14 protein-coding genes, 2 pseudogenes and 1 other annotated feature are annotated in these 20,982 nt (G+C 43.4%); of the genes and pseudogenes, 10 read left to right on the top strand and 6 right to left on the bottom strand.

The window, feature by feature from the left end:
• Positions 1–109: 109 nt before the first annotated feature.
• The gene (locus tag J9317_RS14780) at positions 110–961 is read right to left on the bottom strand and encodes a YihY/virulence factor BrkB family protein (protein ID WP_211559853.1); all 852 of its coding nucleotides are present in this window, start codon (positions 959–961) and stop codon (positions 110–112) included.
• Positions 962–1,124: 163 nt separating this feature from the next.
• On the opposite strand from J9317_RS14780, the pseudogene J9317_RS20645 reads away from it, so the two are divergent.
• Positions 1,125–1,208, top strand: a pseudogene (locus tag J9317_RS20645) (YjcZ family sporulation protein); the annotation flags it as partial.
• Positions 1,209–1,309: 101 nt separating this feature from the next.
• Here J9317_RS20645 and J9317_RS14770 read toward each other — a convergent pair.
• Positions 1,310–4,165, bottom strand: coding sequence for a transglycosylase domain-containing protein (locus tag J9317_RS14770; protein ID WP_211559849.1), 2,856 nt, complete (start codon positions 4,163–4,165; stop codon positions 1,310–1,312).
• Positions 4,166–4,287: 122 nt separating this feature from the next.
• Positions 4,288–4,511 (top strand) — a binding site (T-box leader).
• A 56-nt stretch (positions 4,512–4,567) separates the two neighbouring features.
• Between J9317_RS14770 and tyrS the strand changes: the two genes are divergently transcribed.
• Entirely contained in the window at positions 4,568–5,827 is a 1,260-nt protein-coding gene (gene tyrS / locus J9317_RS14765; protein ID WP_211559847.1) for a tyrosine--tRNA ligase, read from the top strand.
• Positions 5,828–6,205: 378 nt separating this feature from the next.
• Here the strand turns inward: tyrS and rpsD are convergent, their stop codons facing one another.
• Positions 6,206–6,808, bottom strand: a complete 603-nt coding sequence (gene rpsD / locus J9317_RS14760; protein ID WP_211559845.1) for a 30S ribosomal protein S4 — start codon at positions 6,806–6,808, stop codon at positions 6,206–6,208.
• Between the two features lie 340 nt (positions 6,809–7,148).
• Here rpsD and J9317_RS14755 point away from each other — a divergent pair, with 340 nt between their 5' ends.
• Positions 7,149–8,978 carry a sensor domain-containing diguanylate cyclase gene (locus tag J9317_RS14755; RefSeq protein WP_211559843.1) on the top strand — a complete coding sequence of 610 codons (1,830 nt, stop codon included), beginning with the start codon at positions 7,149–7,151 and terminating at the stop codon, positions 8,976–8,978.
• A gap of 65 nt (positions 8,979–9,043) precedes the next feature.
• Here the strand turns inward: J9317_RS14755 and J9317_RS14750 are convergent, their stop codons facing one another.
• A complete protein-coding gene (locus tag J9317_RS14750; RefSeq protein ID WP_211559841.1) occupies positions 9,044–9,523 on the bottom strand; it encodes a GAF domain-containing protein in 480 nt (159 codons plus the stop codon).
• A 131-nt stretch (positions 9,524–9,654) separates the two neighbouring features.
• On the opposite strand from J9317_RS14750, the gene refZ reads away from it, so the two are divergent.
• On the top strand, positions 9,655–10,287 hold the full coding sequence (gene refZ / locus J9317_RS14745; RefSeq protein ID WP_211559839.1) for a forespore capture DNA-binding protein RefZ: 633 nt from the start codon (positions 9,655–9,657) through the stop codon (positions 10,285–10,287).
• Here the strand turns inward: refZ and hisJ are convergent.
• Positions 10,259–11,080, bottom strand: coding sequence for a histidinol-phosphatase HisJ (gene hisJ / locus J9317_RS14740; protein WP_211562418.1), 822 nt, complete (start codon positions 11,078–11,080; stop codon positions 10,259–10,261). The two genes, refZ and hisJ, sit on opposite strands and share 29 nt — an antisense overlap.
• A gap of 392 nt (positions 11,081–11,472) precedes the next feature.
• Here hisJ and ezrA point away from each other — a divergent pair, with 392 nt between their 5' ends.
• Positions 11,473–13,182 carry a septation ring formation regulator EzrA gene (ezrA, locus tag J9317_RS14735; RefSeq protein WP_211559837.1) on the top strand — a complete coding sequence of 570 codons (1,710 nt, stop codon included), beginning with the start codon at positions 11,473–11,475 and terminating at the stop codon, positions 13,180–13,182.
• Between the two features lie 52 nt (positions 13,183–13,234).
• Here the strand turns inward: ezrA and brnQ are convergent, their stop codons facing one another.
• Positions 13,235–14,578, bottom strand: a complete 1,344-nt coding sequence (brnQ, locus tag J9317_RS14730) for a branched-chain amino acid transport system II carrier protein (protein WP_211559835.1) — start codon at positions 14,576–14,578, stop codon at positions 13,235–13,237.
• Between the two features lie 199 nt (positions 14,579–14,777).
• On the opposite strand from brnQ, the gene J9317_RS14725 reads away from it, so the two are divergent.
• The 5 genes and pseudogenes from J9317_RS14725 (at position 14,778) to J9317_RS14705 (ending at position 20,909) form a co-directional block, all read left to right on the top strand.
• Positions 14,778–15,923: a cysteine desulfurase family protein gene (locus J9317_RS14725; protein WP_211559833.1), complete on the top strand. Its 1,146-nt coding sequence runs from the start codon at positions 14,778–14,780 to the stop codon at positions 15,921–15,923.
• 4 nt (positions 15,924–15,927) lie between these two features.
• Positions 15,928–17,136: a tRNA uracil 4-sulfurtransferase ThiI gene (gene thiI / locus J9317_RS14720; protein ID WP_211559832.1), complete on the top strand. Its 1,209-nt coding sequence runs from the start codon at positions 15,928–15,930 to the stop codon at positions 17,134–17,136.
• A 102-nt stretch (positions 17,137–17,238) separates the two neighbouring features.
• Entirely contained in the window at positions 17,239–17,448 is a 210-nt protein-coding gene (locus J9317_RS14715; RefSeq protein WP_211559830.1) for an alpha/beta-type small acid-soluble spore protein, read from the top strand.
• A 191-nt stretch (positions 17,449–17,639) separates the two neighbouring features.
• Entirely contained in the window at positions 17,640–19,217 is a 1,578-nt protein-coding gene (gene mbcS / locus J9317_RS14710; RefSeq protein WP_211559828.1) for an acyl-CoA synthetase MbcS, read from the top strand.
• A gap of 94 nt (positions 19,218–19,311) precedes the next feature.
• Positions 19,312–20,909: pseudogene (locus J9317_RS14705) on the top strand (amidohydrolase).
• Positions 20,910–20,982: the final 73 nt, after the last annotated feature.

The raw sequence follows: 20,982 nt of genomic DNA, 5'->3' as shown, positions 1-20,982 counted from the left end.
AGCCTAACCCATAATTGTTCATATTACCTATTTAAACATACGAAACCCCCGGAATGCTCACAGCGTCCCGGGGGTTTCAATTTCCATCATTGACAGCCCCATTTTTTTCTTATAAAGATGCTTTTTTATCATCTATTTCCTCTGTATAACAATGCTCACTGGTTCTTTTGCAAAAACGGATTGCGTTAATTTCTCCGCCTATGAGAATCACAAAACCAGATAAATATAACCAGGTCATAAGCACAATGACTCCTCCGACACTGCCGTAGGTCGCCTGATAATTCCCAAATTGGCTTACATACAGTGAGAAACCGAACGAAATCAGCTGCCAGAGCAGCGTTCCGACGATGGCACCTGGAATGACGTCCTTCGCTCTAAGACCAAGGTTTGGAGAAAAGTAATAGATGATGCCAAGAATCAATGCCATCAACACAAAGGCAATCAGCCAGCGAATGACCGTAAATAAACTGTCAGTTAATGCGGTCTCCGGGAATATGCTTTTAATTCCTGAAAGGAGGACATCCCCGAAAATAGGAAGAACAAGTGTTACGACTAATCCAAGCACAAGCCCGATGGTTAAAAGAATGGCCATCCCTCTAACCTTCCAGAACGCTCTTGATTCCTCAACCATATGCGCCTTATTTAATGATCTCATGACTGCGTTCGTTGCATTTGATGCGGACCAAAGTGTACCGATGATTCCTAAGGAAAGCAGACCGCCATTGGGTGTTGAAATGAGGGACGTGATTTGCTCCTCCAGCAGCTGGCCCGAATCACCCGGTGCAAATTGATTAACAAATTTCCCGACGGTCTGCGGATCGATTGAAAAATAGGGAAGCAAAGTAAGTGAAAAAATAAGCAGCGGGAAAAGGGACAGCAGGAAATAATAGGCAAGAACGGCTGCCAAATCCCCTAATTCATGCTTTTGAATACGATGAATAAGTTCTTTGATGAATGACATATATGGCCTCCTGTAATAGGGTTCTTATGCTTATGTTACCCTCTGGAAAATCATTTTGAAACCTATACTGGCTTTTGCTTCAATAATTGGGGGATGTGAACCGTTCCACATTTATAGGGAAGGCCATATACTATTTTGAAAATGCAGAAGGGAGGCTTATAAAATGAGCGATGGCGGATATAATAATGGATTTGCTTTAGTGGTTGTTCTGTTTATTCTTTTAATTATCATCGGAGCTTCTTACGTCGGTGGAGGTTCTTGCGGAACTTGTGGCGGATACGGCGGAGGATATGGCTGGTAGTTTGAAAATCAAGAGCCAGACCTGATTAGGTCTGGCTCTTTTGTATTCTATGGTGTTTCATTTTCCGGCTGAATGATAGCGCCGGCAGAGGCCTCTTGTGAAATTTCTCTTTCGCCTGGTTCGGTCTTCTCTTGTGCACTCGCCGGGTTTGCTTCAACAGGAGCAGGAGGAGGCGCTTTCCCGGCAATTCTGGAAGGAGACGATTCGTTACCTGATGCATCAACCGCTGTTACATAATAAGATGCACCTGATGTCCCTATTGTGAGGCCTGTTCCATCTGAGCTGGATATACTGGCGATCTTTGTAAAGCTGCCGGTTCCTCCAGTTGACATATAGACGCGGTATCCAAGGACATCAGAGTTATTGGAGCGGCTCCAGTTCAGTGTAGATCTGCTTATCGACACTCCTGTAATTTGGGACGGAGGAAGCCCGTCTTCCACAAAGCTACTGCCCGAATAGACCACTAGACCTCCCAAATTATTTGTATATTTATAAAGATCGCGGGGAGATTGAAGTCCCAGCCGTTCCAGAAGATCTTTCTTGATCATTGGACCTTCGTACACAAAATCTCCCGGGGCACTGGCAGGCACTTCGAAGGCAGCACCATCCTGAAGAATATACTTTCCTGATTTCAGACTGTCGTCCACAGTGCTGGGCGCATATTTTACATTGAACAAATCAGATTTTACCAATCCTGCTTGCCGGCACAGATCAGAAGGGAGGGCTCCGGACAGTGCGCAATAGGGGAATTCAGCAATTCCTTTTGGCATCTTGAACGGCTCCTCCGGTGCAATCAGTTCCGGATTCTTTGTGTATGCAGCATTCATTAGCGATGACCATATTTCCTGACCGCGCCTGCTGTAGCTTTTTCCTCGATAAGCACCGATTGTTGTATTGGTATCATAGCCAATCCACGTCCCGAACGTTACATTCGGATTGGATGCAACGAACCAGTAGTCCTCTGTATCTTGACTCGTTCCTGTTTTTCCTGCCCAATCAGCATTAAAATTTAAGAGACCAGGCACACTTTTTGCTGTTCCATCTGAAAGCACATCTCTTAGCATGTCCAGTGTCAAATAGGCGGTCTGAGGGGAAAAAACATCTTCCGTCTCCGTTTCATGCTGGTAAATGACGGTTCCATCTGTTCTTTCGATACTCTCAATCATGTATGCATCTATAAACTTGCCGTTGTTGGCAAAGGTTGAATAGGCATTCACGTTTTCTTCTACGGAGACATCACCGCCCCCGCCGAGAGGAAAAGAAGTAAAATCGTTTTTTTCGTCAGGAATTGATGTGATGCCCATCTTCTTCAAATACTTGATCGGCTTTGAAGGCATCAGCTTATCATAGCCTCTGACAACCGCTACGTTATAGGACCTTGCCAAAGCTTCCCTCGCACTTACCAGTCCATGAAATTTATGGTCGAAGTTACTGGGTTTATAGAGGCTGCCATCAAATTGTTTTTTCTCATACGGAAGGTCAGCAACATAGCTGCCCGGCTGCAGAAATCCTTCTTCAATTGCAGGTCCGTAAAACACGAGGGGCTTCATCGTTGAACCAATCGATCTGAGAGTTGAAGTCGCATGGTTAATCTGTTCTCTTTCATGATCTCGTCCTCCGACGAAGCTAAGAATCTTTCCGGTTTTGTTTTCCATCAGCAGAGCGCCGAGTTCAACCGGTTCTTTAACGGACTCTTGCTTGCCTGTATCAGGATTCTTCTTTTGCACGGTGTTGACCGTGCCGTAATCCTTATAATTTTCTGCTGCTTGCTGCATCGCTTCATATAAGTTTTTCTTAATGGTTGTATGAATGCGGTAGCCGTTTTGTCTTAGCTCACGATCAGCAAGAGTCAGGTAATCACTCTTTAATTTGGAGTCACGGGAAAGGTCCTCAGGCAGAAAGCCATCTTCGTCCGCGAGATGCTCCATCAAAATTTTTTTTGCCCGTTTTTCAACCTCATCTGTCAGAAAAGGATATTGCTGATGATGCCGGTTTTCATTAGGCTTTTTAAATTCAGAAGAGATATCTTCTGAAGAAGCGCTTTCATAATCACTCATCGTAATAGCCTTTTCGCTGAGCATCCGGCGGAGCACGGTTTTCATGCGGTTGATGCCAGGAGACAGGTCTTTTTTCAGAGTCCCTTCATTCGTATAAGGCGTATATGCAAAGGGGCTTTGCGGCAGACCCGCAATGAACGCAGCTTGTGCAATGCTCAGATCCTTAGCGCTTACTCCAAAAATACCCTGAGCAGCGGTTTCGGCTCCGGCAATATTTCTTCCTGAGTTATCCCGGCCGAAATCCGCCATATTTAAATAGGCTTCCAGAATTTCTTCTTTTTCGAAAAATCGCTCCAAACGAAGGGCAAGCAAAATTTCTTTTGCTTTCCGGTCAAAAGACACTTCATTAGTAAGGATTTGATTTTTAATCAGCTGCTGGGTCAGTGTGCTTCCGCCGCTTTGAATATTGGCGTTCGTAAATTCCTGATAAAGTGCTCTGAAGATGGCTTTCGGAACGACTCCATCATGTTCATAAAAAAATTCATCCTCAGTTGCAATAATGGCGTCCTTTAAATGAGGCGATATATCTTGAAGTTTTACTTTTGTTCTCGAAAGGTCCGATCTTAGCATCCCGATCAGCTCATTGTTATCAAAATAAACCTCTGTCGTTTCTTCATAATTATTGATGTCTTTTTTCAATTCATCATAGCTGATAATATCTTCATTTTTTACGAGCGAGGCAAAATAGCCGGCTCCTGCGCTTCCGGCGAAAATGATGAAAGTACCAATTAGAATAAGGGCAATAAGGGTCATATTCCATAGAACCCCATAAGCAATCCGCAGTCTTTTTTTCCAAATTGCCTGTTTAGCTGAATCCCAAGTCCATTTCTGTATCCATTTCTCCATTCCAATCCTCCCCCTTGAAGCAAAAATATTATAACACAAAATTAACTGAAAATTTGTATCATTTGTCGGAAAAACAGATTTGACATAATAGCTTGTATTGTGGTAAAAATTCAATATGTGAATAATAAGCAACGATTGGTATACAGTAGCAGCTTCTTCCCTGTTTCAGAGAACTGATGGCCGGTGAAAATCAGTACACAAGAGGACTGCGAATTACATTCCATGAGCATCTGAAGCTGCGGTTAGCGGCTGAAGACGGTTAACGGCCGTTATTTGATTGAGCGAAGAATGGTTTTTGTGCACCATTCTTAAGTAGGGTGGTACCGCGACGAAATTCGTCCCTTCATTTTTAAAATGAAGGGGCTTTTTTATTTTCCATCAAAATGAAGAGGAGTATGTCATATGAATGAACTATTATCGGATTTAAAATTTAGAGGTCTTGTTAGCCAGATTACAGATGAAGCAGGACTCGAGGAACTTTTGAATAAGGAATCCATTAAACTTTACTCCGGATTTGATCCGACAGCAGACAGCCTGCACATTGGCCACATGCTGCCAATCCTGACACTTAAAAGATTTCAGCAGGCTGGCCACCATCCCATTGCCCTGGTTGGAGGGGGAACGGGGTTAATCGGTGATCCAAGCGGGAAAAAGGCTGAGCGTACTCTGAATACAGAGGACATCGTTCAGCTTTGGTCCGACCGCATTAAAGAGCAGCTTTCAAGATTCCTCGATTTTAAAGCAGATGCAAATCCAGCTGTCATTGCCAACAACTTTGACTGGCTTGGAAAAATGGATGTCATAGAATTTTTGCGCGATGTGGGCAAAAATTTCGGTATTAACTACATGCTTGCAAAAGACTCTGTAAAAACAAGAATCGAGTCCGGCATTTCATTCACAGAGTTCAGTTACATGATTCTGCAGTCTTACGATTTCCTAAGCCTATACCAGAATGAGCACTGCAAACTGCAAATCGGCGGAAGCGACCAGTGGGGGAACATTACGGCAGGTCTTGAACTCATCCGCAAAACAGAAGAAGAGGCCAAAGCGTTCGGTCTGACGATTCCGCTAGTAACAAAAGCAGATGGAACGAAATTCGGAAAAACAGAAGGCGGAGCTGTCTGGCTGGATCGTGATAAAACATCTCCATACGAGTTCTACCAGTTCTGGATCAACGCAGATGACCGGGATGTGGTGAAGTACCTGAAGTACTTTACATTCCTTACTCATGAGGAGATCAATGCACTCGAGAAGGAAGTTCAGGAGGCTCCTGAAAAAAGAGCAGCTCATAAGCGTTTGGCAGAAGAGGTAACAGCAATGGTTCACGGGCAAGAGGCTCTTGACCAGGCGATTCGCATTTCCCAAGCTCTTTTTAGCGGAGAAATTAAAGCGCTCAGTGGGGAAGAAATTAAACAAGGTTTCAAAGACGTTCCTTCCCACCAGGCAAGCAGCAAGGAGATCAGTCTGATTGACCTGCTAATTGAAGCCGGCATCTCCCCTTCGAAAAGACAGGCTCGCGAAGACATTACGAATGGGGCAGTTTACATTAATGGCGAGCGCAAGCAGGAACTGGATTACGCACTGCATGCGGATGACCGGATTGATGATGAATTTACAATCATCAGACGCGGGAAAAAGAAGTACACGATGGTACAATTTTAATAGTTTGGAAAAAAGCGCCCGAGAAAATGGGACTGTTGATAAGAGGGAAGGGGGAAAACGCTCCTTTTCCTTTTGTTTTTTTTATTTGTTTGCACTGACCCCCGCTGTGCTAAAGAACTAAACCTCCGTCCCCGTTGCTGTTCAAGTTAGATGTAATAAGGGTTGACGCGCTCTTAGCTTGTTCCCCCATCGCATTACCGTATTAAGGGTCAGTGCATTACGCTGTGCCATGCTCCCCATATAATTTACAGGGTCACTTTATACATGTTAGTGTCTACAATCAAAGGAGGAGATCCAGGTGAGGGGGAGTGAAAAAAACAATAAACAAAACAAAAAAAACCGCTGAACAAAAGTTCAGCGGTTTTTTCTTCAAATCGATTAACGTGAGTAGAACTCAACGATAAGAGATTCGTTAATTTCAGCTGGAAGCTCAGAACGCTCAGGAAGACGAGTGTAAGTTCCTTCAAGCTTGTCAGCATCGAAAGTCAAGTATTCAGGAACGAAGCTGTTTACTTCTAGAGCTTCTTTCACGATATCAAGATTGCGGGATTTTTCGCGCAAAGTGATAACTTGACCAGCTTTAACTTGGAAAGATGGGATGTCAACGCGAGCGTTGTCAACCATGATGTGTCCGTGGTTTACCAATTGACGTGCTTGGCGGCGTGTGCGCGCAAGGCCAAGACGGTAAACAACGTTGTCAAGGCGGGATTCAAGCAAAGCCATGAAGCTTTCGCCAAGGATCCCTTTCATTTTTCCAGCTTTAACGAACGTGTTGCGGAACTGGCGCTCGTTTACTCCGTACATGTGACGAAGTTTTTGTTTTTCCTGCAATTGAAGACCGTACTCAGAAAGTTTTTTACGTTGTCCAGGACCGTGTTGTCCAGGAGCGTAAGGGCGTTTTTCCAATTCTTTACCTGTACCGCTTAGAGAGATTCCAAGACGGCGGGATAGTTTCCAGCTAGGGCCAGTATAACGAGACATTATATGACTCCTCCTTGTGTTTTTATTTTGTATAAAATAAAAACCAGACCGAACCTTACATGTATGACCATTATGTTTTCATGCATCCTCGCTCCAGCAGCAGGGAGTTACTCGATGCACCTCGTGTCAGGCACGGGAACAAAATGGGGACATCTATGCGATTCTGAGGCTGCAATATTTTACACAACAAAGAACATTATATGACGTTGGAGAGATGATGTCAACAGTGTGTTTAATTGATAGGCTGACAGGGAAAGTTCATCTATGGAAAGAGCTGGTTTTATGTTATAATAAAATCATTAAAATTTACTTAATTTGGAATCTAACGGGTGGTCCAAACATGCAAGAAACTATCAGCAAGGCTGCATCACTGAACGGCCGTTTTTTTGCCTATTTATATAATGAAAGAGCAGATCATTCAATTGAAAAGGCGTCTAGGTGGCTGGCCTCCGAATTGAAATCTGTATTTAACGCTGGACATGTAGCAATTTCCTGCTATTATTCTGCAAATGTTCCTTTGCTGCCCTATTTTACCGCTAGCACTTCTTCTGATAGGACCCCTGCAGCTTCCTCACAGGATGATCGGGAAGAATTGTTTGAGAATGGTTTTTCTAAAAAGACCGATCAATGCAGAATGCTGATTGGCGATCCTCAAAAAGAATGGTTTGCGGTTCTTGAGATGATTGGAGCCGATTTGACTGCTAAAGATGATCTCATGGCTGTCAGCACGTCCTGCAGCAATTTTCTTTTTTATTGCAGGGAGATTGAGATGAGTGTGATGAATTCAAGGAAGCATACCCATCTTTATGAGCTGACTGAGCGGTTTCATTCATCTATGGACAAGGATCAGGTGCTTTTTGAACTTATTGAAGCGCTTCAAAGCATGTATTCTTCCTACATATTTTATTTGTTTCTCTCTCATGACAATGACAGCAGGCTTCAGCTGCCGACAAAGGATTTATATTTCGATGAAAAAGGGTCAACGGACAGTGCGATGGAAGCTTTTTTAACGGGCACCATTAAAATGGACAGAACCTCCTCTGAAAATATCCATGTATTTGTTCCTCTTAAAGGCAGACAGGGAATATACGGAGTGCTTGAGGTCATATCTGATAAAATCAGCCCTCTCAAGGAATCAGAAATTAAATTCATTATGATGCTTGCGAACGCGGCCGGAAACGCCATGGAGAATGCCCAGCTCTATCAGCAGTCCAGAAAAGTAATTGAGGACCTGAGGCTAATCAATGAAACATCCCATCAGCTAAACAAAAACATGCCGCTGAAAGATACGATGAAATTCCTTTCGGAACGGATCATTTATTCCTTTAATGCACAGGAAGCAGGATTCTTTTACAAGGATTCATCCGGAAGCTACCAGCTTTTGCCCGGCAGTACAGGCTTCTTTATTACTCCCGAAGCCGAGTCTTATCTTTCCTTCGTCCAGACTAAGATAATAAATGAGAAGGAAGGTATTTTCATAGGTAATTTATCCGGCCAAAACATGTCTGGGCTGTACAGATGCCTAATGGCTGTTCCGATGATGGAAAATGAGCAGGTCAGAGGTTTTGCCATTGCCGTTCATGAAACACCTTACCATTTTACATTTGAAACCTTTAAGCTTCTTCAGTCTCTGATTCATCATTCCACGCTCGCACTGACAAATTCAATGCTGCGCGAGGAGCTGGAGGCGCTTGTTAAGACAGATAATCTGACAAAGCTGTTTTCGAGAAACTATTTAAACGAGCGGATCCGCCAATCCATGAGCCAGGAAAGAAATGGTGTATTCATATTAATTGACATTGATAATTTCAAAAGAATCAATGACACGTATGGACACCAGACAGGCGATGAGGTTCTTATTCAAGTAGGGAATATCATTAAAAGCAATGTGAGGGAGCATGATGTAGGAGCAAGGTGGGGCGGAGAAGAACTTGCGATTTACCTGCCTCAGGTTGAGGTCGAGTCTGGCATTGCAGTTGCGAACCGCCTTGTAAAACGTGTAAGAAAGATCACATCTCCATCTATTACAGTTTCATGCGGGATTTCCTGGTGGGAAGCAGACCGGGCAGATACGCCCAAACAGCTGTTTTTAAGAGCGGACAGGGCCCTTTACAAAGCGAAAAGCAATGGAAAGGACCAAGTGGTCGTTCAGGCAGATTCTCAAAAATAATTAAAAAAGCGCCGGGACAATTGTCCCGGCGCTTTTTTGAGTGGCTGTTTTGCTGTTCACTCAAGTTAAATAAACGGCAGCAGTGCTTCTGCAAAGAGTTCGAGGTATTCTTTGTCCAGCTCATTAAACCGGTTTTTTATGGGACTGTCGATATCGAGTACTCCAATGACTTCTCCGTTTTTTATTAAAGGTACGACGATTTCAGAATTTGTCGCACCATCGCAGGCGATGTGACCCGGGAATTGATGAACGTCTTCTACGAGCTGGGTTTCTCCTGCCGCTGCAGCCGTTCCGCAGACGCCTTTGCCCACTGGAATTCTTACACAGGCGGGCAGTCCCTGAAATGGGCCGAGAACAAGTTCTCCCTCTTTCATTAAATAGAAGCCGACCCAGTTAACTTCTGTAAGAAACTGGTTAAGTAAAGCGGAAGCGTTAGACAGATTTGCAATTCGGTCCGGTTCGCCTTCAAGTAAAGCCTTCAGCTGTTTAATAACAAGTTCGTAATTTTCTTTCGTGTTATTTGAGTATTTTTCGACATGAAACATGATTTATCTCCTTCTTTCATTCAAATATAACGAACGGAATCCCCCGCAAAAGGAAGTTTGTCGAGAAGATCATAAAGGATTCCCCCTCCTTCTATGGAAAGAAGTAGGAAAGAATACAAGGGGTGAGCCGGATGAAACAGGAAACCTTTAATCTGACTAAGGAAAAAATCATTCAATCAGCTATTTCTCTGTTTAATACGAATGGTTTCACTGGAACTTCCGTCAGGGCGATTGCCAAGAAAGCAGGCGTCAATGTAGCTCATATTTCATACTATTTCAATGGTAAAACCGGATTAATGGAATACCTCGTTTCCGATTTTTACGAAGGATATTTAAATGCCATGGACGGGGCCATTCTTGCTGATCTTGATAAAAGTCCGGTAAGCAGGCTGACCCGCTTAGTTTTTAACATTTTAAGCTACCAGCATGAACGGCGTCAATTAACCCGGTTTGTTTATCGGGAAATTACACTGGATACGATGCTGATCAGAGAAGTGATGAGTACGTACATGCTGAAGGAAAAGTTTTTACTGGCTTCCCTGCTGGAAGAAGGAATGAGAGACGGCAGTTTGAACAAAATTCCGATCGGCCATTTCATTGTCCAGCTGAAAGGGATGCTGACGATGCCTTTCCTGCAGCCGCAGTATATTGCTGAAGTCCTTTACCTTCAGCCTCATGAAGATTACTTTGTTAAACAGTATTTCCATGAGCTTGAGAGCTGGATGATTTCCTTGCTTACTCCGAAGAGAGAGGCAATCCTGTAATCAGCTTTTGATAGTAAGCATAATCGGCTCCAATATCTGAAGCAATATGGGCATCTGAACCGAAAACAAGAGGAATGCCTTTTTCAATGGCGAGCCTTGCCGCGCTGTCATATGGATAGGCATTTTGGCAATGTTTCTTTCTTAAACCCGCCGTATTGTAATCTAGCTCATAGCCGCCCGCTTTTATTAAATCAAGCAGGCTGCTGATTCGTTCTAAATCTTGACCGGGTGCCGGAAACAGTTTCTGGAATTTATGTGCGAGTGTGATATGGCCGATTCGTTTTGGCTTCCAAGTCCCCAAATCGGAAAGAATGGATTTTTCTACAGTCCGGTAATAAAGGTCATAGGTTTGCTCAATTGAGCCTGCAGCCCGGCAAATTTCTTCAAAACCTTCTTCACTGTAGTCCAAACAGTAATAGGACCCATTGTTCAGCAGGAAATGGACGGAAAGAATCGAATCATCCATTGCTTCTCCATAATCGTTCAGGAATTTGGACGTTGCTGATTCAAAGCCTTCGATATAATCTACTTCAAACCCCAGGTTAATTCTAATCTCCTTTGAATATGCTTTTTTTACGTCATGAATGGCATGTAAATAGGGTTCCAGCTGGTCTATCGGCAAAGCGCTGTCCTTCTCAGGAACAGGATCGGAAAATCCCTCGGGAAGAGGAGCGTGCTCTGTAAACGAAATCTCTTTAAACCCAAGCACAATAGCTCTTTCGGCATAGCTTTTAAGGCTGTCCGGGGAGCCGTGAGGGCAAAAGGGAGTATGGATATGACCGTCAAATTTAATCAAATTCTTTTCCCCCTTGGCATAAAGCAGGATAATAGCATGTAAAAAATTAAAAAAACTGGTCAAAAAATATCGTTAACATGGTATCATAAAAACATTGAAATAACATAACTTTTGCAAGTGTTATACATAGAATGTGCATATGACAAACGAAGTGTATTGATAGAGTCGATAGATATTCTAACATGACAGCGGCAGACCGTATTTTTTCAATGGTAAAAGCCTTTATACGGGCACATTTATATTATAAACAATCAACGCAGCGGATCAGCCGGCTCATGATTCTTTTTCCGGCGTGAAGCTTTTGAACGCTTGAGCAGACGTAAGCCGCAAGCAGCTCATGGGGCTATCAGAGCTTGTGCTTTTTCTTATATACAGCAAGGGGGCCCATTATGGAAGTCGTTATTGGTTTACTGGCTGCGCTCGTTATCTTTTTCGCAGCCGGTTATTTTATCAGGAAAAATATATACCGGGAAGTTGACCGGCTTGAAGCGAGAAAAATTGAAATCATGAACCGGTCGCTCGCAGATGAGATGTCCAGAGTAAAAGAATTGAAGATGACTGGACAAGCGGAAGAACTGTTTGAAAAATGGAGACTGGAATGGGATGAAATTATCACGTCCCAGCTTCCTGAAGTAGAAGAGCTGCTATTTGATGCAGAAGATCATGCGGACAAGTACCGATTCAAGAAATCGAAAGAGGTACTGGCCCATATTGAGAGGATGCTTGAGGCAGCCGATCAGAACATTGAACAGATCATCGAAGAAATCTATGAGCTAGTAACGAGCGAAGAGAGAAACAGCATTGAAATTGAAGATGTAAAAGAGAAATTTAAAAAAGCGAAGAAGACCCTGCTTGCCCACAGTCATACGTTTGGAAGAGCTCATGCAAAGCTTGAGACCGGCCTTTATGAAGTGTATGAAGAATTAAAGCGTTTTGAAGCTGAAACAGATGCAGGCAATTATTTGGCTGCGAGAGAAATCCTTACAAAACAAAATGTTATTTTGGATGAGCTATGCGCCAAAATAGAGATGATCCCCGCAATGCTAGCAGACTGTCAGAGCGGAATTCCGAATCAGCTGGCTGAAATATCTGATGGGTATAAGGAAATGGCAGAACAGGGATATTTTCTTGAGCACATTCAAATTCAAAGTGAAGCAGAGCGGATATCCGGTACGCTGATCATTTTTCAGGAAAAGATCTGCGAACTTGAACTGGACGGAATCAGCGAAAGTCTCCAAGAGATCCACGAATCGATTGAAACGATGTATGATCTTTTAGAAAAGGAAGTGCATGCCCACCATTTTGTGTTATCTGAAACCGCGAAGACAGAGGGAGCACTTCATGAATTAACAGCTGCTAAGCTTATTTCAAAAGAAGAAACGGACACGGTGAAAAAAAGCTATCATCTAAGCGAAGAGGAAACATCCAGACTGCGCAGCATTGATAAACAGGTAGCGGCGCTTCAAAAGCGATTCAATCACATACAGGATAAAATGGCGAGTGAAAAAATTGCTTATTCCCTTCTGAAAGAAGAGCTGCTTGAGCTTGAGAAACAGATGTCTGAAGTACGGGCAGAACATAATGAGTACCGGGAGATGCTTCATGCACTTCGAAAAGAGGAGCTGCTGGCACGCGAGCAGCTTACAGAGGCAAGACGTTTGCTTAGTGATTCTGCCAGACTAATCAGCAAAAGCAATGTTCCAGGAATGCCGGCAGCCTACTCTGAGCTGTTAAGAGAGGCACAGAAGACAATCGCCCACGTCTCTGAGAAACTGGATGAAATTCCGCTGGATATGGTAGCGGTCAATATCCTCCTTGAGGATGCCGTCGCTGCTTCTTCGAAAGTCCATCAGCAGACGGAAGATATGATTGAACAAGTGTATTATGTTGAAAAAATTATCCAGTATGGAAACCGGTTCAGAAGCCGGAATGAGAAGCTTTCAAAAGAGCTGCATGAAGCAGAGAACCTGTTCAGGCATTATGAATATGAAAGCTCATTAAAGAAGGCAGCAACCGCTATCGAGCATGTAGAGCCGGGTTCCTTTGAAAAAATCGGATCGCTTGTTGAAGAGGATTTGGAAGAATTGAAAAACAAATAAAGCCGTGAATGCCGGCAGAGAAAAAGGACAGATCCAATGGATCTGTCCTTTTTTAATGACTTTCTTTCGTTTTAAGATTTGGTCTGCGGACAAGAGCGATCACATACCCGATAAGGGCACCGATTATAGCGGGTATAATCCAGCCGATTCCTTTTGAGAATAAAGGAACAAACGTATCGAAAAGATTATATATGGAAGCCAATTGTATATTTGCCGCCTTTAAACCGTCAGCGAAACTAATGAGGCCTGTGAAAAGCAGGCTAATGGCGTATACTTCCGGAGCCCTGTTAAATATTTGGTCAACGAATGACAGCAGAATCAGGACGATGGCGAGCGGATAAATCGCTGTCAGAAGCGGTACTGAAAATGTAATGAGCTGTGTCAGACCAAAGTTTGCAATCACCGTGGAGAAAATGGATAGTGCGAGAATGATGATGCTGTACGATACCTTTGGTAGAATTTTCGAAAAATATTGTCCGCAGGCTGATACAAGTCCAACGCTGGTTGTTAGACATGCAAATGTAATAGCCAGTGTGAGGACAATGTTTCCTAAAGAACCAAACAGGACATTGGCTGATTTGGATAAAATGAGTCCGCCATTACTTTGATAGCCGACGGAGTCTACGCTTGTTGCCCCCATGTAGGCAAGAGAAAGATAAACCAGTGCCAATCCTGCAGCCGCAATAAGTCCAGCCTGTATGCAGACTTTTGTGATGGATTTGCTGCTCGTTATTCCCTTATCCCGAACAGCGTTAATGACAACTATTCCAAAGACCAGGGCGGCAAGGGTGTCCATCGTCAAGTACCCCTCTAAAAAACCTTTGAAAAACGGGCTATCCTGATAAGCAGGCTGAGGTGCCTTTGCGGCTCCCATCGGCGTTGCTATTGTTTTAATAGCAAGTAATGCGAGAATCGCCAGCAAAGCCGGGGTTAAGAGCTTTCCAATTCTGTCTACAAGCTTGCTTGGGTTTAAAGAAAGCCAGTAGGTTACACCGAAAAATATAACGGTATAGATGAATAAGGAGATTCCGTTTTTAGCCATTCCTTCCGGAAGAAATGGGGTTACTCCTATTTCGTAGGCGACGGTTCCGGTTCTCGGAATACCGAATAGCGGACCAATCGCTAAATAAAGGACAATGGTAAAGACTATTCCGAAAACGGGGTGAATCCGGCTCCCTAATGATTGCACATCAGATCCTGTCAAACCAATGGCAATGACTCCAAGCAATGGAAGCCCTACACCTGTTATGAGAAAGCCGGCTATGGCAATCCATACGCTCGTACCTGCTGCTTGTCCTAATGAAGGGGGGAAAATCATATTTCCGCCTCCGAAAAATAAGGCAAACAGCATCAATCCTACTACAAACGTTTCCTTAGTTGATAAACCTTGTTTCATGATAAGCCTCCTGACTCCGACAATGCATACCGGTAAGATATTAACACAGCTAAGTGAAAAATGTCGAATTGTTCAACTGTTTCAATTTTAATTTTATTCAAAAAATTCATCTCGTCAACGGATAGATTTCTCCATTTCAATATTCTGGCCAATATGATAACATATTACGATGTGTGCATTTATCCATGGGGGAATGAAAATGCTATATTTAGACAACAGTGCCACAACAAAACCTTTTCCAGATGTTCTGGCATCCTATATACAAGTAACTAATGATTTTTTCGGCAATCCGTCATCTCTTCATAAAATGGGGAGCGATGCTGAAAATCTAATGAGGCAGGCACGAAAGCAGACAGCCCATCTCCTTGGTGCTGAAGAGGATGAAATCGTGTTTACCTCAGGAGGAACGGAAGCTAATAATCTTGCTATTAAAGGTACGGCTTTTATGAAAAAACATAGGGGCAAGCATATTATTGTATCTGCTGTTGAGCATCCATCTGTAATGGAAGCCTGTTTGCAGCTTGAGAAGGATTTTGGCTTTGATTTGACCATTCTTCCAGTTAATGAAGAAGGAAGAGTCAGCCCCTCACAATTGAAAAAAGAAATAAGGGAAGATACGATTTTAGTATCGGTGATGCACGTTAATAATGAAGTGGGAATCATCCAGCCAATTGAAGAAATTGGAGCGTTACTTCAAGAATATCCTGACATTTCATTTCATACAGACCATGTTCAGGGAGCAGCGAAGGTTCCACTGGACCTAAAAGCAGCAGGTGTTGATTTATGCTCCCTTTCAGCCCATAAATTCCATGGTCTTAAAGGAACAGGTATTTTATATGTAAGAAAAGGCATCCTTCTTAAACCGCTTCTTTCAGGAGGCGAACAGGAAAATCAATATCGGTCCGGTACTGAAAACGTAGCAGGGATCGCTGCAGCCGCTAAAGCTCTTCGTATGGCGAAGGAAGACTATGCACGTTTGGGAAAAGCTCTTGAGGAGACAAAAGTGCTAATACTCAAAAGACTGAGCAAAATAGAAGGCGTTGTACTGAACACCACTAAGAGGCATTCAGCCCCGCACATCATTCATTTCTCTGTTCCGGGGATTAAATCGGAAGTTCTCGTTCACAGGCTGGAGGAACGTGAAATTTATGTATCAACCACCTCTGCCTGTACTTCAAAACAGAGTTCACCGAGCAAAACCCTTCTGGCGATGAGCAAAAGCAAGGATGAGGCTGAGAGCGGAATAAGAATTAGCCTGGATTTCCATACAGACCGTTCACAGCTTGAAAACCTGTTCACAGCTCTTGAACAGTCCATTAAGCATATTATGAAAATGAAGAGGTAGATTTATGCAATTTGAACATATACTCGTGCGGTTCGGGGAGATTTCCACCAAAGGAAAAAACCGCAGTAAATTTGTTGAAAGACTTAGAAGAAATATAAAAGAAGTATTGAAGGACTTTCCTGCTATCCGATTTCAGTCAAATCGCGACCGGATCTACATTCAGCTTAAAGGGGAGCCGCATCAGGAAATTTCGAAAAAACTGACAGGCATTTTCGGTATTCATTCTTTCAGCCTTGCCGCGAAGTGCGAGAGTGATGTTGAAGAAATTAAGAAAACTGCTTTGGAAGCGATCCGTTCTGTATACCAGCCCGGTGACACCTTTAAAATCAGTGCAAGGAGAGCGGATAAGACTTTTCCAGTGCCATCTGATGAGATGAACGGCATTCTTGGAGGGCATATCCTAACAAATACTGAAGAGCTGACCGTAAATGTACGGAAGCCCGATCATGAGATTAAAGTAGAAGTGCGTACAGAAGGAACATACATCATGTTTCAGGATACGTTCGGTGCAGGAGGACTGCCTGCGGGAATCAGCGGGAAAGCAATGCTGATGCTTTCAGGCGGATTGGATAGCCCTGTCGCAGCCTATATGACGATGAAAAAAGGGGTCGAATTGGAAGCTGTTCATTTCTTCAGCCCCCCCTATACAAGTGAAAGAGCGAAACAAAAAGTCATTGACCTCGTCGAACAGCTTTCCAAATATGGAGGGAAAATGAAGCTTCATATTGTTCCTTTCACAGCGATTCAGGAGCAAATTCAACAGCAGGTGCCTGAAAACTATACGATGACTTCTACGAGAAGAATGATGCTTCGAATTACGGATCAGCTCCGGATTAAAAATGGAGGGCTTGCAATTGTTACAGGTGAGAGCTTAGGACAAGTGGCAAGCCAAACGCTTGAAAGTCTGTTTGCTATTAATGATGTAACAGCGACTCCGGTCATCAGGCCGCTCGTTTCATTTGATAAACCGGAAATTATCAAGATTGCAAAAGAGATTGGCACACACGATATTTCCATTCGTCCTTTTGAAGACTGCTGTACAATTTTTACTCCGGCAGCGCCAAAAACGAGGCCGAAACTTGATAAAGCAAATCGATACGAAAGTTTTGTAGACTTTGAAAGCCTGACAAAGGCGGCGGTTGAACACACTGTCACTCTTGATTTTTCCGAAGAAAATGACGCTTCAGCTAATCGTTTAAACAGTCTGCTTTGAACCTTTGAATCAGGTGATTTCCTAGTAACAATTACCAGCAAGATTTGAAGAATGAAGACATGTGTTATTACACACTCTATATTCACAAGGAGGTGAGAACACATGGCACAAAGCAGACAAAGCAGCTCTAATCAACTAGTAGTTCCAGGCGCACAACAAGCGATCGATCAAATGAAATACGAAATCGCTTCTGAATTCGGTGTTAACCTTGGAGCAGAAACTACTGCACGCGCTAACGGATCTGTAGGTGGAGAGATCACTAAGCGTCTAGTTTCTTACGCTCAATCAAACATGAGTGGATACCAAAAATAATAAATAAACATGGCTACAGGAGCAGGGGCAACCCTGCTCTTTTTATTTTGTATTGCGTAGAGACACGTACTTAATATACATAAAGGTTTGAGATGAAAAGTCCTCTTCCCTTCTAATTTGAATCTTTATTATACAAAATTTTATAAATATTTTGTATAATTAAATGGAAGAATGCAGAGGGGGAGTTACATATGAACCGGGACAGCTTAATTGCACCTGTTAATTACAACCTTGTAAGAGAAATAGAGCAAAATGCTGAGGCTGAAAAAACTGCACTGATTTGGGAAGACGGGGTTCATCGCAAAGAGCTTACATATGGAGAATTAATTTCGGAAGCAAATAAAATTGGAAGCGCTTTAATTGAAGCGGGTTTGCGTCAGGGGGACAAGCTCCTGATCATGACGCCGCGAATTGTCGAAGCCTATGCCGTTTATATGGGGGCTTTAAAGGCGGGAATAGTTGTCATCCCGAGTTCTGAATTGCTGAGGCCTAAAGATCTGCGCTACAGAATTACCCATGGCGAGGTGAAAGGAATCATCTGCTATGACCAATTTACGGAGCAGACAAATGAAGTAGAGGAAGCACAAGCTCTGCTTAAATGGGTAATAGGAAAACCTCAGACGGGCTGGCGCACATTAACGGAAGAGATGAGCCGGCAATCCGGCGAGATGGATTTTGCAGATACAAAGAACAGCAGCACTGCTTTTCTTTCCTATACATCCGGTACAACAGGAAATCCTAAAGGTGTTATACATACACATGGCTGGGCATATGCGCATCTCAGAACCGCTGCAGCCAATTGGCTCTCCATTCATAAAGATGACAAGGTATGGGCGACTGCTGGACCAGGCTGGCAAAAATGGATTTGGAGTCCGTTTTTATCCGTGCTTGGTATGGGAGCAACCGGCTTTATCTATCACGGGAAATTTGAAGCGTCACATTATATGAAGCTTTTGCAGGATCAGCAAATTAATGTATTATGCTGTACGCCGACAGAATATAGACTGATGGCTAAAGAACAGAATTTATCCCGTTTCGACCTCTCACATCTGCATAGTGCCGTTTCCGCTGGAGAACCCTTGAACAGAGAGGTTATTGATATTTTCAGGAAGAACTTTGGTATTGAGGTGCGCGATGGCTATGGGCAAACTGAAAATACGCTTCTGGTCGGAGTAATGAAAGGTATGGAAATTAAAGCAGGCTCAATGGGGAAACCTACACCCGGAAATACAGTGGCCATCATTAATGAGAATGGAGATGTTTGCCAGAGTGGAGAGGTAGGCGACATTGCTGTACATCGCTCAACTCCGGCACTTTTCAAGGAATATTACAAAGATCCGGAAAGAACAGCTATGCAATTCAGAGGAGATTATTACTTAACAGGTGACAGAGCAAGAATGGACGAGGATGGTTATTTTTGGTTCGAGGGCCGTTCGGATGATATTATCATCAGCTCAGGCTATACCATCGGACCTTTTGAGGTGGAAGATGCGCTTATAAAACACCCGTTTGTCAGAGAGTGTGCCGTTGTCGCCAGCCCGGATGAAATAAGAGGCAGTGTGGTAAAAGCTTATGTGGTCCTCAGTGAAGGAGCAGATGCTGAAGATTCGGGTCTGGTGAAGGTTTTGCAGGAGCACGTGAAGAAGCTGACAGCGCCGTATAAGTATCCGCGGAAAATAGAATTTGTAACAGACCTGCCAAAAACTGCGTCCGGAAAAATCCGGAGAATCGAGCTTCGTCAAAAAGAGCAAATGAGAGAAAGTGTTTAAATTTCACAGGGAAATAAAAGAGCCGGGCAGCCGCCTGGTTTTCTTTATGGGGTATACTAGATTTCATAGAAATACATAGAAAGAGAGGATAATCATGGGAACGCTATGGTATGGCGGCACAATATATACAATGGAAAGCGAAACCAAACAGGTTGAGGCTATCTATACAGCAGGAAATAAAATTGAAGCAGCAGGCGATGAAAAATTAATCAGAGCCGAATATGCGGATACCATTGATGAGGAAGTTTATCTAAATGGAAAAACCGTATTTCCTGGCTTTGTGGACAGTCACCTCCATTTAATAGGCCATGGTGAGAAATTAATGAGGCTTGATTTTTCGGAGATGGAAAGCCAAGAAGGCATTAAAGAAGCACTCGCCGGGAAAATTGCACATACTCCAAAGGGAGAATGGATTATCGGAGAAGGATGGAATGAAAATCAGCTGAGCGAAGGATGGATGTTTGACCGGACGGTTCTAGATGAAATGTCTGCAGATCATCCAATTGTACTAAAAAGAATTTGCCGGCACGCTATATTAGCAAATTCAGCTGCATTAAAGCTTGCTGGCATATCAGAGGAAACGGCGGATCCAGCAGGAGGAATTATCGGCCGCAGGGAAGATGGTTCACTTTCTGGGTTTTTAATGGACAGAGCTCAGGATATCGTTTTGTTTGAAACGATTCCCACTGTTTCAAAGGATTATTTGAAGCAGGCGCTCTGCAAGGCTGTTCAAGATTGCTTCAAATATGGATTAACCGGGGGCATTCCGAGGACTTATCCTATTACGGAGACATGCAGCTTCCAATTGATGCCTATAACGAAGTTTTATCCGAAGCCCTTCCATTTAAAGCGCATCTCCTCGTCCATCACCTTGTTATAGACGAGTTTATGCAGGCCATGGCAGAAGATCAGCGATTTATCGAATTTGGAGCAATGAAAATCTTTGCAGATGGAGCACTTGGAGGGCGTACTGCACTTTTAAGCAAGCCTTATTCAGATGAACCGAATGTTACTGGGGTTGCTGTACATACTCAGAGCGAGTTAAATGAGCTCGTGAAGAAAGCAAGGATATACGGAAAAGAAATTGCCATTCATGTAATTGGGGATCTGGCATGTGAAATGGCACTGAATGCAGTTGAACTCTATCCTCCTGCAAGTGGAAAGAGAGACCGATTCATTCATGCACAAATTCTCCGTCCGGATCTAATCGGACGGCTGCAGAAAATGCCGATTATTCTTGATATCCAGCCAAGATTTACAGCAAGTGATTTCCCTTGGATTATAGAGAGGCTGGGAGAAGAAAGAGTAAAAACATCCTTCGCCTGGAAAACTCTAATAGACCGTGGAATTCCATGTGCCGGCGGATCAGATGCACCGATTGAACCGATTGATCCGCTCTTAGGGATTCATGCAGCTGTAACAAGGAAAAGTATTCATACACCAGAGGAGCCTGGATACTACATGGAAGAAGCACTTTCCATGTATGAAGCAATTAAGCTTTATACAATAGGAAGCGCTGCAGCTATTTATAAGGAAAACGAAAGAGGGAAAATTCAGCCTGGGTTTGACGCGGATTTTACCATTTTCGATAGCGATCCGTTTACAATGAAGAATCCGGATGATCTCCTCAAAATGAAAGTGGCATTGACAGTAGCGGAAGGGAAAGTTGTTTATCAAAAGGCTGATTTCTGAATCCAGGATCTGCTCGGAAATGTTCACTTAGTTTGCTTTGAATAAAAACAAAGGCCGCCCCCAATCCAGGGAC

The organism is Metabacillus flavus, from assembly GCF_018283675.1.
Lineage (GTDB): Bacteria > Bacillota > Bacilli > Bacillales > Bacillaceae > Metabacillus_B > Metabacillus_B flavus.
Note: the sequence above shows the minus strand (reverse complement) of the source record. Positions and strands in the feature narration are given on the sequence as shown.

Bases quoted from the DNA above. Each gene is read 5' to 3' on its own strand.
- J9317_RS14715 (WP_211559830.1), top strand. From the start codon at position 17,239: ATGGCACAAAGCAGACAAAGCAGCTCTAATCAACTAGTAGTTCCAGGC.
- J9317_RS14770 (WP_211559849.1), bottom strand. From the start codon at position 4,165: ATGGAGAAATGGATACAGAAATGGACTTGGGATTCAGCTAAACAGGCA.
- refZ (WP_211559839.1), top strand. From the start codon at position 9,655: ATGAAACAGGAAACCTTTAATCTGACTAAGGAAAAAATCATTCAATCA.
- J9317_RS14750 (WP_211559841.1), bottom strand. From the start codon at position 9,523: ATGTTTCATGTCGAAAAATACTCAAATAACACGAAAGAAAATTACGAA.
- thiI (WP_211559832.1), top strand. From the start codon at position 15,928: ATGCAATTTGAACATATACTCGTGCGGTTCGGGGAGATTTCCACCAAA.
- J9317_RS14725 (WP_211559833.1), top strand. From the start codon at position 14,778: ATGCTATATTTAGACAACAGTGCCACAACAAAACCTTTTCCAGATGTT.
- tyrS (WP_211559847.1), top strand. From the start codon at position 4,568: ATGAATGAACTATTATCGGATTTAAAATTTAGAGGTCTTGTTAGCCAG.
- brnQ (WP_211559835.1), bottom strand. From the start codon at position 14,578: ATGAAACAAGGTTTATCAACTAAGGAAACGTTTGTAGTAGGATTGATG.
- ezrA (WP_211559837.1), top strand. From the start codon at position 11,473: ATGGAAGTCGTTATTGGTTTACTGGCTGCGCTCGTTATCTTTTTCGCA.
- rpsD (WP_211559845.1), bottom strand. From the start codon at position 6,808: ATGTCTCGTTATACTGGCCCTAGCTGGAAACTATCCCGCCGTCTTGGA.
- J9317_RS14780 (WP_211559853.1), bottom strand. From the start codon at position 961: ATGTCATTCATCAAAGAACTTATTCATCGTATTCAAAAGCATGAATTA.
- J9317_RS14755 (WP_211559843.1), top strand. From the start codon at position 7,149: ATGCAAGAAACTATCAGCAAGGCTGCATCACTGAACGGCCGTTTTTTT.
- mbcS (WP_211559828.1), top strand. From the start codon at position 17,640: ATGAACCGGGACAGCTTAATTGCACCTGTTAATTACAACCTTGTAAGA.